Annotated in this window: 15 protein-coding genes and 2 pseudogenes; 7 read left to right on the top strand and 10 right to left on the bottom strand. The window is 60.5% G+C overall.

Annotated elements, in window-relative coordinates:
- The first annotated feature begins 516 nt into the window (after positions 1–516).
- The 3 genes from BKP54_RS14425 (at position 517) to BKP54_RS14415 (ending at position 2623) form a co-directional block, all read left to right on the top strand.
- Positions 517–972: a DUF5330 domain-containing protein gene (locus BKP54_RS14425; protein WP_025426326.1), complete on the top strand. Its 456-nt coding sequence runs from the start codon at positions 517–519 to the stop codon at positions 970–972.
- A gap of 210 nt (positions 973–1182) precedes the next feature.
- On the top strand, positions 1183–1905 hold the full coding sequence (locus BKP54_RS14420) for a hypothetical protein (protein ID WP_025426325.1): 723 nt from the start codon (positions 1183–1185) through the stop codon (positions 1903–1905).
- Positions 1906–2200: 295 nt separating this feature from the next.
- Positions 2201–2623 (top strand): SufE family protein, encoded by a 423-nt coding sequence (locus BKP54_RS14415; RefSeq protein ID WP_025426324.1) that lies wholly within the window; start codon positions 2201–2203, stop codon positions 2621–2623.
- A gap of 159 nt (positions 2624–2782) precedes the next feature.
- Here the strand turns inward: BKP54_RS14415 and BKP54_RS14410 are convergent, their stop codons facing one another.
- From BKP54_RS14410 to BKP54_RS14365, 9 genes and pseudogenes are all read right to left on the bottom strand, one after another.
- Positions 2783–3232, bottom strand: a complete 450-nt coding sequence (locus tag BKP54_RS14410) for a helix-turn-helix domain-containing protein (protein ID WP_025426323.1) — start codon at positions 3230–3232, stop codon at positions 2783–2785.
- 356 nt (positions 3233–3588) lie between these two features.
- Entirely contained in the window at positions 3589–4020 is a 432-nt protein-coding gene (locus tag BKP54_RS14400; RefSeq protein WP_025426322.1) for a MucR family transcriptional regulator, read from the bottom strand.
- 405 nt (positions 4021–4425) lie between these two features.
- Positions 4426–4776, bottom strand: coding sequence for a monovalent cation/H(+) antiporter subunit G (mnhG, locus tag BKP54_RS14395; RefSeq protein ID WP_025426321.1), 351 nt, complete (start codon positions 4774–4776; stop codon positions 4426–4428).
- An 8-nt stretch (positions 4777–4784) separates the two neighbouring features.
- Entirely contained in the window at positions 4785–5168 is a 384-nt protein-coding gene (locus tag BKP54_RS14390; protein WP_025426320.1) for a cation:proton antiporter, read from the bottom strand.
- Positions 5165–5638: a Na+/H+ antiporter subunit E gene (locus BKP54_RS14385; RefSeq protein WP_084814546.1), complete on the bottom strand. Its 474-nt coding sequence runs from the start codon at positions 5636–5638 to the stop codon at positions 5165–5167. The genes BKP54_RS14390 and BKP54_RS14385 overlap by 4 nt, the downstream gene beginning before the upstream one ends.
- A complete protein-coding gene (locus BKP54_RS14380; protein ID WP_084814543.1) occupies positions 5638–7200 on the bottom strand; it encodes a Na+/H+ antiporter subunit D in 1563 nt (520 codons plus the stop codon). The genes BKP54_RS14385 and BKP54_RS14380 overlap by 1 nt, the downstream gene beginning before the upstream one ends.
- A 7-nt stretch (positions 7201–7207) precedes the next feature.
- Positions 7208–7585, bottom strand: coding sequence for a Na+/H+ antiporter subunit C (locus tag BKP54_RS14375; RefSeq protein ID WP_025426317.1), 378 nt, complete (start codon positions 7583–7585; stop codon positions 7208–7210).
- Positions 7585–8003, bottom strand: a pseudogene (locus tag BKP54_RS14370) (Na(+)/H(+) antiporter subunit B). Before BKP54_RS14370 ends, BKP54_RS14375 begins: the two are co-directional and overlap by 1 nt.
- Positions 8000–10359: pseudogene (locus tag BKP54_RS14365) on the bottom strand (putative monovalent cation/H+ antiporter subunit A). The pseudogenes BKP54_RS14370 and BKP54_RS14365 overlap by 4 nt, the downstream one beginning before the upstream one ends.
- 202 nt (positions 10360–10561) lie before the next feature.
- Here BKP54_RS14365 and BKP54_RS35090 point away from each other — a divergent pair.
- The 4 genes from BKP54_RS35090 (at position 10562) to BKP54_RS14350 (ending at position 13864) form a co-directional block, all read left to right on the top strand.
- A complete protein-coding gene (locus tag BKP54_RS35090; protein ID WP_057221497.1) occupies positions 10562–10861 on the top strand; it encodes a hypothetical protein in 300 nt (99 codons plus the stop codon).
- Between the two features lie 124 nt (positions 10862–10985).
- Positions 10986–12602: an EAL domain-containing protein gene (locus BKP54_RS14360; RefSeq protein ID WP_025426314.1), complete on the top strand. Its 1617-nt coding sequence runs from the start codon at positions 10986–10988 to the stop codon at positions 12600–12602.
- A 215-nt stretch (positions 12603–12817) separates the two neighbouring features.
- Positions 12818–13225 carry a peptide-methionine (R)-S-oxide reductase MsrB gene (msrB, locus tag BKP54_RS14355; RefSeq protein ID WP_025426313.1) on the top strand — a complete coding sequence of 136 codons (408 nt, stop codon included), beginning with the start codon at positions 12818–12820 and terminating at the stop codon, positions 13223–13225.
- Between the two features lie 114 nt (positions 13226–13339).
- Positions 13340–13864, top strand: coding sequence for a hypothetical protein (locus tag BKP54_RS14350; protein ID WP_025426312.1), 525 nt, complete (start codon positions 13340–13342; stop codon positions 13862–13864).
- 17 nt (positions 13865–13881) lie between these two features.
- Here BKP54_RS14350 and BKP54_RS14345 read toward each other — a convergent pair whose 3' ends face one another.
- Entirely contained in the window at positions 13882–14544 is a 663-nt protein-coding gene (locus BKP54_RS14345; RefSeq protein WP_025426311.1) for a hemolysin III family protein, read from the bottom strand.
- Between the last annotated feature and the right edge of the window lie 213 nt (positions 14545–14757).

The raw sequence follows: 14757 nt of genomic DNA, 5'->3' as shown, positions 1-14757 counted from the left end.
GCATCCCCGGCTTAATGAAAGAATAAACGGGACTGTCCCGGAACGGCGCCAAATGCCTGAAAAATCCCGTTTTGAGGCAATTCGGGCGACCTTCATTTCTTGTGGTTAACGGGGCGTAAGCAACGGATTTCCGTGCATTTTCCGCCTCACGTTAAGGATTTGGGCAGGGCGCCCCGGTGCCGTTGCCCACGCTTTCGGCCTTTGCCGGCGGCCCGCCGCCATGAACCTTAACGGCGAAAGCTAAAATGCGACACAAATGCCCGGCAAATCCTCAAAATCGGGAATTTCATTAAAATTCGAAACAAATGCTGCGGGTTTTTGAAAAGCGGTCTTGTGATTCCCTGCCTAATGTCAGTCTCAACAAAGGGCCGGGCGACGAAAGACGGCGGTCCTCATGCAAACGACGGCGGGCGTGAACGGGTATCAGGGGATACTGCGGCGCTCCAGGATGCCGAAAGCAGTAAAACCGGCTAGAAGACCGGCGGGCGCGGCAGCCGAATATAGGATGGGCAGAACATGTGGTTTCTCATCAAGGCGACATTCTGGTTTTCGATGGTGCTGGTGCTGCTGCCGTTCCTCGATCCGTCGAGCGCGCAGAAGCTGGAGCACGGACCGAAGGTCGAGCTCGGCGATACCTTCTCGGCCGCCAATGAGGCATTCCAGTATATCAGCGCCATCTGCATCCAGAAGCCGGAGGTCTGCGAGAAGGGTGCTGAAACCTTCGTCGCACTTGGCCATCGGGCCCGGGAAGGCGCCCGCATCGCCTATGAATTCCTTGACACCCAGTTTGCCGAAACCGATGCGATCAAGCCCGATGCCAAGGTAACGACCGGCACTGTCGGTCAGGCGACCGAGGCTGCCGCCACGCTGGTGGCGCCGGTCGAACAGACCGCTGCGGAGACGGCTCCGGTGTTCAAGCGTACGCCGGTTCCGGAAAAGCGCCTCGACCCGAAGGCGTCCCTCGCCAAGTAAACATTTCTTGCCGTGGCAGCAGGTCCGCGCGACCGCCGCCGAGCCATCCTTTGACACTGCCTGACTTGCCGCCTTCTTGCGGCCGCCGCGAGGATCCCATCCCCTCGCGGCGTTTTCTTTTTTCGGTTTGCAACCGAGGGGCGGTCCAGCAACAGGTCCGCACAAGACATGGCTGTTTAGGTCCCCGCACATTCAGCGGAGACTGCCCCGATGCAGATATACGGGTTCTTTTCAAATGCGAGCGCAACGCGTGTCCCCGCGGCCGGATCGCAAGCGGGCACCGACGTGGCGCCGCTGGAGCAAAAGAGCAGATCTTCCCTTCTCAATCTTTTGCGTACGGACGATGAGACCGCCGCCAACCGCAAGGCCATTGCCAAGAAGAAATTGGACGAGTTGAAGGAGCAGATGCAGATGCTGCGGTTCTGGGCCTCGGACCCGGAGACGCTTGCAAGGCTTGCAAAACAGTTGGCCCAGCAGCTTGGCGCGGCCGCACAGCAATTCGCCGGTGGCGGCTCGTCCGGCCTGGCCGGTGGCGACACGGCGGCCGGTGCCGCATCCGCAGCAACAACGGTTGCATCGGCGGCGATGGAAGTGAATGCCGACGAGATGGCGAATGCCGGCGGCGAAGAAGGCAACAGCGCCGACAAGACAGAGCCATCGTCCCTTGCCGAACGCGCCTACCGCGAATTCAGCTCCGGGAGTTCGGAGGAAAACTCCGATGCGAGGACGGTTGCAGAGTTCAAGGCACTTGCCGAACAGCTCAAGCAATTGCTGAGGAAAGCGGAGCAGGATCTGCGCGCTGAGGGCGCTGGCAGCGACGCGGACGACGCCAGGAAAGCAAGCGCCTCCCTCACCACCTCGATTGCATCTCTGGATTCAACAGTCGGCGCGGCTGCCGGTGCCATCGCAATTCCTACAAGCGTTTCGATCTAGCGCTACTGCATGTTTCCTTAAATCCCATTCGATTTGAGGATAACAACAGGCAGCAATTCAAAGTGCTACAGCGACCTTTGCGCGTCTAATAAGACGCGCGGCGCTGTAGATCCTCGCCCGAATCGAACTCTGATGCGTCCGAGTTGGCAATTCGCGGTTCTCATCTGTGCTACCATCACCTATATGAGGGTCACAACGATCCCGGCACCGTAAGGACTGCTGGGGATCGGAGCAGAGGCACTGACCTCGGGCGGACAAGCGCGCCGCCTGACGGTGTCGACAAACGGACCGGACCATGACCACGCTTGACCAGATCATCGACGACTTCGCCTTCCTGGACGAATGGGAGGATCGCTACCGCTATGTGATCGAACTCGGCAAGGCCCTGCCCGAGATGCCGGACGCCAAGCGCACCAGTGAGAACAAGGTGCAAGGCTGCGCCAGCCAGGTCTGGCTCGCCACCCAGGCGACCGGCGACCCGGAAGATCCGGTATTGCTCTTCGAAGGCGAGTCCGACGCCCACATCGTGCGCGGACTGGTCGCCATTGTGCTTACGATCTATTCCGGCAAGCGTGCCTCCGAGATTTCCAGGCTGGATGCCATCGTTACTTTCAGCAAGATCGGCCTGATCGAACATCTGTCGACGCAACGGGCGAACGGCCTGCGCTCGATGATCCGGCGGATCAAGAACGAAGCCGAGACCCGCCTCGCCGCCTGAGATCGCGGCCGTCCCCATGCATTCACACAATCGCCGAACTTGCGCGAATGTGAGCGTCGCCCGGCACCACAAGCGTTGCGCGACGCAGCCATTTTGACGCTGACAATGCCTGAGGATCCGTGCCGGCCAATCGCTACCGGCCGAATGCCTGGCGAACAGCTATTCACCCCGCTCCGCTTGTGCGGTGAACGCAGATGACACCAGGCGCTCGATCGTCTCTATGAACGCATCGAAATCGGCAGCATCCCGTCGATCCTCGATGACGGAGCAGGCATGCCGGACGGTCGTCCGGTCTCGCTCGAAAGCGTTGGCGATATCGCCTTGCGATATTTGCAGGACGACATGGCAGACATACATGGCGATCTGGCGCACATGGCATTTGGCGCGTCTCCTATCACGAAGAAGCGGTATCCGGTCTGCGGCAAGATGCACCGCTTCGGCCGTCAGATTTTGCACGAGGCGGCAGGTCAACCGCGTCGACATCTCACGCGCGCCGCCCTGCCCGCGCTTCACTGCAGCAACCTGCCCTGCCGTCAACGCGGCCGTCTTGAGATGATGGACCGTCCCGGATGAAAATTCGTTTCGGCCGTCGGCTTCGATAAAGGACATATGAAAACCCCTTCAATAGGAATTAATTCATATATCCATTTCTCGGGAGGGGAATAAGGAAATTTTTTGCACACTTTCCCGCCCCTTTTGCGTCCAGTTGCAGCTACAGCCTACTGCATGTTTCCTTAAATCGTATCCGATTCAAGGATAAGAACATGCAGCAATTCAAAGTGCCACAGCGACCTTTGCGCGTCTAATAAGACGCGCGGCGCTGTAGCGTCGCGAATAGGCACATTTTCCCAAGCTGAAAAACACAAAGGCCGGGCGACAGCCCGGCCTTTGTGTGTTCAGTTACGCTCCGCCCCTCGAACCAGACCGGCGCAGGGCGCGGTCGTGGCGATGGGCGGCAGGTCAGCTTACTTGCCGCGACGCTTGCGACGCTGGCCGAGACCCATTTCCTTGGCGAGCCGCGAACGTGCTTCGGCATAGGCAGGAGCAACCATCGGGTAGTCGGTCGGCAGATCCCACTTCTCGCGATATTCTTCCGGCGACAGGCTGTGATGCGTCATCAGGTGGCGCTTCAGCGACTTGAAGGTACCGCCGCATTCCAGGCAGGTGATCTGATCGTCCTGCACGGATTTGCGGACCGATACGGCCGGCTTCGGTTTTTCAACGGGGACCACGACCGGCGTAGGTGCCGCCGTGTTGTTGAGAGCCAAATGGACGTCGGCGATCAGCGTGGAGAGCTCGGCAGCCGGAACGACATGGTTGCTGACGTAAGCGGACACGATCTCAGCCGTCAGCTCAACCAGAAGTTCATGGCTCGCGCCAAGCGTTGTTTCAGTCATTTCTTTCTCCTATCGGAATACAGCACAAGCCCGAAACATGTTTCAGGGAGAGGAATACGTGCAAATGCCGTCGGGAAGCCTTCGCTGCCTTGGGATAGACCATCAATCGTACAGCAAGGACAAATTCTTGCCGCAATATCAAGAGTTGGAATTTTGATCACGAAACCTATTGCCGAGTCGCTGGAACAACCAACCTCTCAAAGCAACAGCCAATATTCACAACTCAAGCTGGAATTTCAGCTCTAAGTATTTTTCACAACGACACTTTACATTTACTCGATTAACATTGATCAGCGAAAATTCCAAACATAAATTTGCCCGCCGCTAGCAACTTTATTTCGAAATTGCTGACGCGGCGGCGCTCTATCGGAATGTTCTGAAATACAAAATCAGAAACGTTGCCGTTCAATGCCGGCGCGGCTCTTCCTTTTGCGGAAGCTGATCTATGACCGACTGTTTCGCCAGCCTGTAACCCGCCTGATGAGCAGCCTTTGCCAAGAGATGGGCAGAAATCGGAGCGGTCAGTACGAAGAAGAAGAAGCCCGCCAGCGCCCGAAACAATATTGCCACGTCGAGCGAGTGCAGTCCCGCGGCCAGAAGCAGCAGGCCCGAACCGACGGTGCCCGCCTTGGAGGCCGCATGCATGCGGGTGTAGAGGTCGGGAAAGCGCACGATGCCGATTGCCGCCAGCAGGGAAAAGGTGGCGCCGCCGACAAGCAGGACAGCAACAGAAAGCGTAATGATGGCCTCAAACATCGGTTCTATCAGCGTCCCCCTTTGCGTTTGCGTCGGGCAACTTTCGCCTGCGGCGTCCGACCTCGCTTTCCGGCACCGGCCGCAGCCTGCTCCGGGCTCGCCTTCTCCGGCGAGAGACCGCGCGCCAGAACAAAGCGGGCAAAGGCGACGGTTGCGAGAAAGCCGACCAGTCCAAGGGCGATGGCGATATCGATATAGAGATTGAAGCCGGTGCGGATGGCAACGACCGCAATCAGGCCTATGGCGATCGCCACGAGCATATCGAGGCCCAGGACCCGATCGGGCAGTGTTGGGCCGCGGATGATGCGCCACACGGTCACCAGCAGCGCCAGTGACAAGAGCGCGAGCGCGAAGACGGTGGCGCCGCTGAGTATCTGCTCCGGCATCGTCATTCGAAGGCCTCCTTGATCCGACGCTCGAAGCCGTTGGCAAGATCGCGCCTGAGGCCACCGGGGTCCGCACAATCAAGCGCGTGCACATAGAGGGTCTTGCGATCCTCGGAGACGTCGACCGAAAGCGTGCCGGGCGTCAGCGTGATCAGGTTGGCAAGCAACGCAATCTCGAAGTCGCTCTTGATCGTCAGCGGGTAGGAGAAGATGCCCGGCTTCAGCCGCATTTTCGGCTGAATGACCAAGAGAGCGACCTTGGTCGCCGAGACTGCCAGCTCTTTGAAGAACAATGCGGTCAGCAGCAGGATCTTCAGCGGTCGAACCGGATAGGCAACAGGCTGCAATTCGCGCCGGATCAGCCACAGGGATAGCGCGCCGACTGCAAAGCCGAGCAACAGGTTCGGCACGCTGAGACTGCCGCTGATTGCAGCCCAGATCGCAGTGAAGATCAGATTGATCCAAAGGAACTTGATCATCGGGCGGCTCCCGGGAAGACCGAGTTCAGATAGCTCGACGGTTCCGAAAGCCCGACGGCAGCATTCTGGATCGTTGCAAGCAGCGGCTCGGGATAAAGGCCGATCGCGAGCGTCAGCATCGTCAGCGCCGCAAGCGGCAGAAGAATGGCGGCCGGGATCTGCGTCTCGGCCGTTGCCGCCTGCCCGTCTGCCGTGTCCCGCCAATAGGCAAGCAGGAAGAAACGACCGGTGGCGATCGTCGTGAGGAAACCGGTGACGAGCAGCACTGCGGCAAGCCACCAGGCGCCAATGTCGAGTGCGGCCTTGACCAGCATGACCTTCGGCCAGAAGCCCGAGAACGGCGGCAGGCCGGACACGGCAAAGGCAAGCATCAGGCTGATCGCAGCGAAACCGACATGGCGGCGGTAAAGACCGGCAAGCGAGGACAACGAGAAGCTGCCGCCGAGTTTCGCTGCCACGCCGGAAGCAAAGTAAAGCGCCGTCATCACAAGCATCGAATGCAGCGCATAGAAGATCGCGCCGCCGATGCCACCCGGCCCGCCAACGGCGATGCCGGCGAGGATCGAGCCGATGCCGGAGATCACGAGATAACCGAGCATGCGACGGAAATCCGACTGCGCCAGCGCCCCGAACACACCGACCAGCATCGTCAGGGCGCCGACCGCCGCGATGACGAAACTGAGTTCTTCCCGTTCCAACGGCAACAGCATCACCGTCACACGGATCAGAGCGTAGATCCCGACCTTGGTCAGCAGACCAGCAAAGAGCGCGGACACGACGACACGCGGCGTATGATAGGACGCCGGGAGCCAGAAATTGACGGGGAATGCCGCAGCCTTCATGCCGAAGGCCAAAAGGAACAAGGCCGTCAGCGTCATCAGCGGCGCGGTGCCGCGCAGGCCCTCCGCCTTGCGGGCAATATCGGCCATGTTGAGCGTGCCGAAGCTTGCGTAGAGATAACCGGTGGTGATCAGGAAAAGCGTCGTCGCGACGAGGTTGAGGAAACCGTATTTCACCGCGCCGTCGATCTGCTCGCGCTCGGAGCCGAGCACGATCAGGCCGAAGGACGAGATCAGCAGCACCTCGAACCAGACATAGAGATTGAAGACGTCGCCGGTCAGAAATGCACCGGAGACGCCCGCCATCAACAGCATCAGGAAGGGATAGAAGCCGTATCGCCGGCCGCTGTCGTTGATATCGGCAAGCGAGTAGATGCCGCCGGCAAGCGCGACGATGGAGGCCGCAAGCGCAAAGAGCGCGCCGGTCAGATCGACGGTAAAGGCTATCCCGAAAGGCGGCAGCCAGCGCCCCATGACCATCGTCACCGGGCCGCTGGCGATCACGTGTTGAAGCAGCAGCCCGTCGATCACCACCAGACCGGCAAGCCCGGCCACCGCGACGAACGGGTGCAGGCCGATCGGACGGCGCAGCATGACCAGCAGCGCGCCGATCGCCAGGCACCAGGCAACCGGAAGGATCACCAGCCAGTCGGCAGCCGCAACCGGCTCGAGAACGAGGGCAGCGGAGAGATCGGCGGGAGGTGAAGTCGAAACGGCCATGGGTCGGTCAGTATCCAAGCGGCGGAGCCGGCTCTTCTTCCGGCTCGGCGACGCGCATCTCGTCGGTGTTGTCGGTCGAAAGATCCTCGTAGGCGCGCCAGGCCAGGACCAGCAGGAAAGCAAAGAAAGAGAAGGAGATGACGATCGCCGTCAGGATGAGAGCCTGCGGCAGCGCATTCGCCGCCGGCCCTGCGAGCGTATCGGCGCCCTCCGGAATGACGGGCGGCACGCCGCGCGTCAACCGGCCACCGGTGAAGATCAAAAGGTTGACGGCATTGCCGAGGACCGCCACGCCCAAAAGAACGCGAATGATGTATTTCGACAGCAACAGGTAGATGGCAACGGTAAAGAAGATGCCGACGAGCAGCGCGAACCATGCCTCCATCATTCACCTCCCCGCTCTTCGAGCGACAGGGCGATCGAGCTGATGGCGCCGACGACGACGAGATAGACGCCACCATCGAACAGCATCACCGTCGACAGCGGCACCTCCACGCCAAGCAAGGAAGGATAGATCCAAAGCCCGGTCATGAACGCACGCGCGCAGCCATCGAGATCAGGCCGGCGATGGTGGCAGCGAAGAGGCCGGCGCCGGCAATCGCCATCGGATGGAAATAAATGGCGCGACGTACCGTCTCCACGCCGCAGGCGATACCGTAGATCGCCAGCGCCGACACGGCGATCAGCCCGCCGATGAAGCCGCCACCCGGCTCGTTGTGGCCGCGCAACAGGACGAAGATCGAAAACAGCACCATCAGGCTGGTCAGAAACGGCGCAACGGCACGGAAGATCACCGATCTCATGCGCCGTCCTCCGCGTCCGGGTCATTATCGGCGATGCGCCGCAGCGAGCCGGCCCTGAGGCGAACGAGAGACAGGATGGCGAGACCCGTCACCATGACGACGGCAATCTCGCCGAGCGTATCAGTGCCGCGGAAATCGACGATGATGACGTTGACGACATTGGCGCCATGCGCAACCGTCTTCGAATAGAGATTGAAGAAATCGGTCAACGAGGCGTCGAAGGGCACGCCGGTCACCTTCAGCAGCATAAGCCCGAAACCGATGCCGCAGGCGAGCGCGATGGTGAAATCAGGAAGTCTCTGGCCGAGCGGCCGATGATCGGAGGGCGAGAGCCTCAACCGCGTCATCACCAGCGCAAGCACCACGACCGAAAGGGTCTCGATCATGAACTGGGTAAAGGCGAGATCCGGCGCACCGTAAAGCAGGAAGATGACGGCGACTGCAAAGCCCTGAATGCCGAGCGAGACGATTGCGGTCAGCCGGTCGGCGGCGAGAACGACAGCGAAGAGCCCGATGACGGCGATCGCCATGATCGCGAGCTCATGCAGCGGCACGTCGCCCGCAAAGAACGGTGCGCGCGGCAATTCGCCATAGTAGATCGGCGCGCCCAGGAGCACGGCGGCCACCAGCACGAAGGTCGCCGTCATATAGACTTCAAGGCGACCTGACTGCAGCCGGCGGGTCAGCGCGACGGAAAAGCGCACGAGGTTTCGCATGAACTGATCGAAACCGCGATCCGGCCCCCAGCCGATGTCACTCAGGATGGTCGCGATGAAGGCACGCAAGCGGGCGAGGTTGAGATAGCAGACAATGCCCAGAGCGATGGTGGCAAAGGACAACACCAGCGGCATGCCGATATCGGGGATCGCCGAGATCGTGATCTGCCTGGGCTCGCCGGCAATCGCCGTCGCCATCGGTGTCGACACAAGCTCGTGGGTGAGGTTGGACAACAGGGCAGCCGACAGTCCCTTGGCAGCCAGGAGTGCAGGCCCGAGCCAGAGAAGCAGCGGCGCCTCATGCGGCGACTTCGGCGTTTCGATCTTTGCGCCGATGAAGGGCTTGAGCGCGACGGCGAAAGCGACGGCAAACATCAGCGCATTGCCGAGGATGGCAAGTGAAGCGAAAACCATCGCGCGCCGGTCAAAACTAGGCAGCGCGTAGTAGATCTCCTCCTTGGCGAGGAAACCGAAAAACGGCGGCAGGCCGCCCATGGAAAGTGCTGCGGCAAGTGCGATCACGAACGTCAGCAGCATGGCGGAGCGCAGTCCGCCGAGCTTTGTGACATCGCGCGTGCCGGTTTCGTGGTCGATAATGCCGGCGACCATGAACAGCGCGCCCTTGAACAGCGAATGCGCCACCAGATAGAGCGCCGCCGCCTCGATGGCATGCGGAAAACCGAGACCGGTCAGCATCACGAGCAGGCCGAGAGATGCCATGGTGGTGTAGGCGAGCATCAGCTTCAGGTCAGTCTGGCGACAAGCGAGAACCGCGCCGATGATGAGCGTGGTGCCGCCGAAGAGCGGCAACAGCATCTGCCATTCCGGCGTTCCGCCGAGCACCGGGTTGAGGCGCATCAACAGATAGACACCGGCCTTAACCATCGTTGCGGAATGCAGATAGGCCGAAACGGGTGTCGGCGCTTCCATCGCGTTGGGCAGCCAGAAATGGAACGGAAACTGGGCAGACTTGGTAAAGGCGCCACCGAGCACCAACAGCAACGCGGCGAGATAGAACGGGCTCTCGCGCATCTCCGGACCGAAAGACGTCAACAACGAAAGCTGGGTGACACCGGTGACATTCCAGATGATCAACAGGCCCGCGAGCAGAAACAGCCCGCCTCCCCCGGTGACCACCAACGCCTGCAGGGCGGCGCGCCGGGCGCTTCGCGCGAATGGTCGAAGCCGATCAGCAGGAACGAGGTGATCGAGGTCAGCTCCCAGAAAACGAAGAGCATCAGGAAACTGTCGGACACGACGAGCCCGAGCATCGATCCCATGAACATCAGGATGAACGAGAAGAACCGCCCCTGCTGGGGGTGGCCCTTCAGGTAGCCCCCGGAATAGAGCACGATCAACGCGCCGATACCGGCAATCAAAAGCACGAAGGTCAGGGACAGGCCATCGATCAGCCAGGAGAAACTGACATTGAACGACGGAATCCACTCATAGCCGCCGGTGACGACTTCGCCACGAGAGACTTCCGGCCAAAAGCCCATGAAGTGCAGGACGATCGCGGCAGGAAAAAGCGCCAGGATCCAGGCCGCGTTATGCCCAAGGAGTCGGGTCAGGAGCGGCGCGACGAGTGCCGCGACGAAAGGGAGAGCAAGAGCCAGCAATGTCAGGGCCGCAACATCCATCGTCCGGGCCAGCTCCTTTGCGCTTTGATTGATTGATCGACGAACGAACGAACACCCGACATAAAAGAAGGGTAAAGGCGCCTCAAGGGTAAATCGGGTAAAATCGACGTTATGCGCTGTTAAGTCCGGCAAATGCCCGGAAAATCTCCAGTTTTCTCGTGAGATTGGTGGTCACGTTTGACCGACAAGGCAAAATCATCCGATGCGACATCGCCTTGGCATACACGTCCGCACAACACCGGTCATCGCCGCCGATCGGCCTGCGCATGCGATTAAAGTGTTGTTAGCAACATCCAGTGGTATCGATGGCATGAAACGCGCTGTATCTGGTAATTCGTCGCGATTGGATGGTATCTCCGATATAAGATACGCAGCGGCACAGATGCCGACTTCGACCGAAGGCCAACGCCCTTTCCTCGATAAGTTGAAGATAGGCAAGCATTTGAATTTTCAGGGGCTTCAGCGCCATTTCATGCTTCCCGCCGGGCGTGGCATGCTGTAATTCAAAGTGCTACAGCGACCTTTGCGCGTCTAACAAGACGCGCGGCGCTGTAGATCGTTCGTTATCGCTGATTGACTGATGCACCGAATTGCACGGCGTTTCTCTTGAACCTGCGAGGTCTGGCTTGGAACGGTCTCACATTGTGGCGGTGACCAGTGTACTTGCGGCGCTGGGCGCCATCCTTCCGATCGTCGCCGCGTTCTATCTCTCCTGGTCAGTCGCCACCAGCAGAGAGGAGACCCGCCTCAGCCGCCTTGCCGAATATGCGATCATGCGTACCAATACGGCGTTCGGCGAAGCAACATCCGCGCTCAAGTCTGCCGACCAATTCAGCTTCACGCCCTGCTCCCAGCAACATATCGCGGCGATGCGCGCTCTGGTTGTCAACACGCGCTCCGTCGAGGATATCGGTTACTTCGAGGGCGATGCGCTCAAATGCTCCTCCTGGGGCAAGCCGGAAACGAGCGTCGGCCGCGGGCAAGTCGACTTCACCACAGCCAGCGGCATCGGCGTGTCGGCCCGGGTTCATCCGACGATCAGCAACGGTCGGGCGATGCTGGGATTCCGGTACCGATCCTACAGCGTGCTGACCGATCCGGCTCGGCTCGTCGACGTGCTCGCCACCCCGGATACGCGCCTTGCGATCGCCAGCGATACCGGCACCCTCGTCAGCGAATTGAACAACCCGGATGCATCGTTGATCAAGCGGCTGATCGAGCATACGCAGACCGGCACCGATGCGGACAATCTGTTTGCCACCGCGACCGGCTCCGGCTGGATTGCCATTGCAACATCGTCACGGGCGTTGCTGCTGAAAGATCTCGGCCGCGAACGGCTACTGCTCCTGCCGCTCGGCGCGATCGTCGCTGCGCTAATGGTCGGCCTCGTCTTCTGGCTGTCGCGGCGGCGTCTGTCGCCGCTCGGCGAACTCTCGATCGCCGTGCAACGCCGCGAATTCATCGTGCACTACCAGCCGCTCATCGAGATGAAGACCGGCATCTGCGTCGGCGCGGAAGCGCTGGTCCGTTGGCGCAGACCCGACGGTTCGCTGGTCAGGCCCGATACCTTTATCCCGCTCGCAGAGGAAAGCGGCCTGATCCAGGCCATTACCGATCAGGTCATCGGCGGGGTTATCAAGGATCTCGGGCCGGTCCTTGTCGCCGACCGCTCGCTACACATCGCCATCAATCTGTCGGCCGACGACATCAAGTCCGGGCGCGTCCTGCCGGTTATCCAGGCGGCGCTTGCAAACTCCGGCGTCCTCACCGAGCAGATCTGGCTCGAGGCGACCGAACGCGGTTTCATGGACGTGAAATCCGCCCGCGCAACGATCGAGGAAGCCCGTCGGCTCGGCCATTCGGTAGCGATCGACGATTTCGGCACCGGCTATTCCAGCCTGCAATATATCCAGGACCTGCCGCTCGACGCATTGAAGATCGACAAGTCGTTTATCGATACGGTGGGTCTCGTCTCGGCGACCAGCGCCGTTACTCCGCACATCATCGACATCGCCAAATCGCTGAACCTCTACATCGTCGCCGAAGGCATCGAACGACAGGAGCAGGCGGACTATCTGCTCGCGCGCGGCGTGCAATACGGCCAGGGCTGGCTCTATTCCAAGGCCCTACCAGCGCCCGAGTTCATCGCATTCTACAACGACAGCAAACGTGTTCACGGTGCCGGCCCAACCGTGATCCGACGAGATATTCCCGAGGTGCCGCCGGCCGTCGGCGGCGATTGAAAACGGCGCCCGGCCAGTCCACGATCAATCCGTTGCGATTGCGGCGCGAAGGCACGCTGATCGGCCAAACTGACGGTCGCGGTCACACGACGAGGCTGTCGAGATAGGCTGCAGCCTCGTTGGCGCCGATGCGCACCCATATCGGCACGCGAGCGTGATTTGCGGCGCGTCACCGCCGATCCTATATAGTCGCGAAAATCACAGGGAGATCTTCGATGAGAGACGCAAGGGCGGCGAAAGTGATCAAGAGCGAAGCGGAGTGGCGCGCGCAGTTGTCGCCCGAACAGTACCGCATCACCCGCGAGCACGGCACCGAGCGCCCTTTCACCGGCCCGTTCCTCGCCAACAAGAAGGCGGGCACCTATGAATGCGTCTGCTGCGGCCGGGCGCTGTTCCGCTCCGATACCAAGTTCGATTCCGGTTGCGGCTGGCCGAGCTATTTCGCGGCGATCGACGACGAGGCGATCCGCGAGATCGAGGACCGTTCGCACTTCATGGTGCGCACAGAAATCCGCTGCGCCGACTGCGATGCCCATCTCGGACACGTCTTTCCCGACGGCCCGCCGCCGACCGGTCTGCGCTACTGTCTCAATGGTCACGCGATGACGTTTACCGAGGATTGACGCAAACAGACGGAAGCATTCGCAAGCTCAGCGCTGTTCCAATAGAAACAGCTGTTCGTGCACGGATGTGCTATTGATAGTGAAACCGTCGAAGCAAGCCGGAAGGAGGTCCGCATGCGTCGCATTCTGGCTGCATTCGTTCTTCTGTTCTCGGCTGCTTGCCCGGCCGCGGCAGACAATGACTGGCACGCCTACGCCAATCCCCGCTTCGGCTATATTCTCGACATTCCGCCGGGCTTCGAAGTGCAAGGTGAAGCCGACAATGGCGACGGTGTCAGCTTTCATGCCAACGATAACGGCGCCACGCTCTCCGTTTTTGGCAGTGAACTTGTCGATGGCGATTTCGAGATCGACGTCAACGACCGCATGGCGACCGAGCGGGAAGACCAATGGCGGATTTCCTATTCACGCGTGACCTCAGCCTGGGCCAGTTTCTCGGGCGTACGCGGCGAGGAAGTGTTTTACACACGCGCCATCGCACTCTGCGACGGCAGCGCCGCCTATTTCCGTCTGCAGTACCGCAAGAGCCGGTTGACCAGCTTCGATGGCGTCATCTCGCGGATGGCGGAGGCTCTGAGGCCCTCGGAAGGCTGCCAGCAGACGCCAGTGGCGGCAGCCCCCGTAGCCGCCCCGAACTGAGCGCCCGGATTTTTTGATCAGGAAATCGCCGTGCCGCTCAGACAGCTGACGACGGCCGAATAATGCACTGCGGCGCCGGTGACGACGAAGGAATGCCAGATGGCGTTCTGGAACCGCAGCTTTTCCCAGACATGGAAAATCACGCCGGCGGAATAGATGATGCCGCCGATCAGGATCAGCACGAACGTTGTCGCCGAGAGTGCCGACAATAACGGCCCCACCGCAAGCACGCCGCTCCAGCCCATGGCGAGATAGAGCAGGATCGCAAGCCGGTCGAAGCGGCCGGGGAAGAGGCACTTGATCACCACGCCGAGGGTGGCGATCGCCCAGATGCCAATCAACATCGCAAACAGGAACGGATCCTCCCAGCCGCGCTGGAGGAAGGGCGTGTAGGTGGCGGCGATCAGCACGAAAATGGACGAGTGGTCGAAACGGCGCAGAAACCATTTGGTCCGCGAAACCGGGTAGAGGTTGTAGAGGAACGAAATCGACAAGGTTGCCAGCAGTCCCGCGCCATAGATCGCGGCGGCAGCAAGCTGGCCGGTCGTGCTCCAGAGCATCGCGTAAAAGATAAGTGCTGTTACGCCGACGAGGGCCGCTGCAAGGCCGACGCCGTGCACGATGCCATCGGCAATCAGTTCCGATCGATCGTAGTTCCACTTGACGCCGGCGAATTCCACTTTACCCCGCTTCCGACCTTCTTTCGCGCTCAGGCGGCGGTCGTCTTGCTTATTTGCCTTATCCTGCCACAGCCTGGCGCCGTGGCAAAGTGCTCGACGATGGCGAAAGCATCAACTTTTGCAACGCATTACAACAGAGACATGACGTGATTGCGAAGACGGACGTCCCTTGTCTGCAGCACGGGTTGCGACCAAATTGTCCGCAGAGGCGGG

Origin of the sequence: Ensifer sp. 1H6 (assembly GCF_001976035.1) — a bacterium.
In the GTDB taxonomy this organism is placed as follows: Bacteria; Pseudomonadota; Alphaproteobacteria; order Rhizobiales; family Rhizobiaceae; genus Ensifer; species Ensifer canadensis.
This window is presented reverse-complemented; position numbering and strand designations above follow the sequence as displayed.

What these genes read in the sequence shown, in the direction of transcription:
- BKP54_RS14425 (WP_025426326.1), top strand. Translation starts at nt 517, where the DNA reads ATGTGGTTTCTCATCAAGGCGACATTCTGGTTTTCGATGGTGCTGGTG.
- BKP54_RS14350 (WP_025426312.1), top strand. Translation starts at nt 13,340, where the DNA reads ATGCGTCGCATTCTGGCTGCATTCGTTCTTCTGTTCTCGGCTGCTTGC.
- mnhG (WP_025426321.1), bottom strand. Translation starts at nt 4,776, where the DNA reads ATGTTTGAGGCCATCATTACGCTTTCTGTTGCTGTCCTGCTTGTCGGC.
- msrB (WP_025426313.1), top strand. Translation starts at nt 12,818, where the DNA reads ATGAGAGACGCAAGGGCGGCGAAAGTGATCAAGAGCGAAGCGGAGTGG.
- BKP54_RS14415 (WP_025426324.1), top strand. Translation starts at nt 2,201, where the DNA reads ATGACCACGCTTGACCAGATCATCGACGACTTCGCCTTCCTGGACGAA.
- BKP54_RS35090 (WP_057221497.1), top strand. Translation starts at nt 10,562, where the DNA reads ATGCGACATCGCCTTGGCATACACGTCCGCACAACACCGGTCATCGCC.
- BKP54_RS14380 (WP_084814543.1), bottom strand. Translation starts at nt 7,200, where the DNA reads ATGGCCGTTTCGACTTCACCTCCCGCCGATCTCTCCGCTGCCCTCGTT.
- BKP54_RS14375 (WP_025426317.1), bottom strand. Translation starts at nt 7,585, where the DNA reads ATGGAGGCATGGTTCGCGCTGCTCGTCGGCATCTTCTTTACCGTTGCC.
- BKP54_RS14410 (WP_025426323.1), bottom strand. Translation starts at nt 3,232, where the DNA reads ATGTCCTTTATCGAAGCCGACGGCCGAAACGAATTTTCATCCGGGACG.
- BKP54_RS14400 (WP_025426322.1), bottom strand. Translation starts at nt 4,020, where the DNA reads ATGACTGAAACAACGCTTGGCGCGAGCCATGAACTTCTGGTTGAGCTG.
- BKP54_RS14390 (WP_025426320.1), bottom strand. Translation starts at nt 5,168, where the DNA reads ATGACGATGCCGGAGCAGATACTCAGCGGCGCCACCGTCTTCGCGCTC.
- BKP54_RS14420 (WP_025426325.1), top strand. Translation starts at nt 1,183, where the DNA reads ATGCAGATATACGGGTTCTTTTCAAATGCGAGCGCAACGCGTGTCCCC.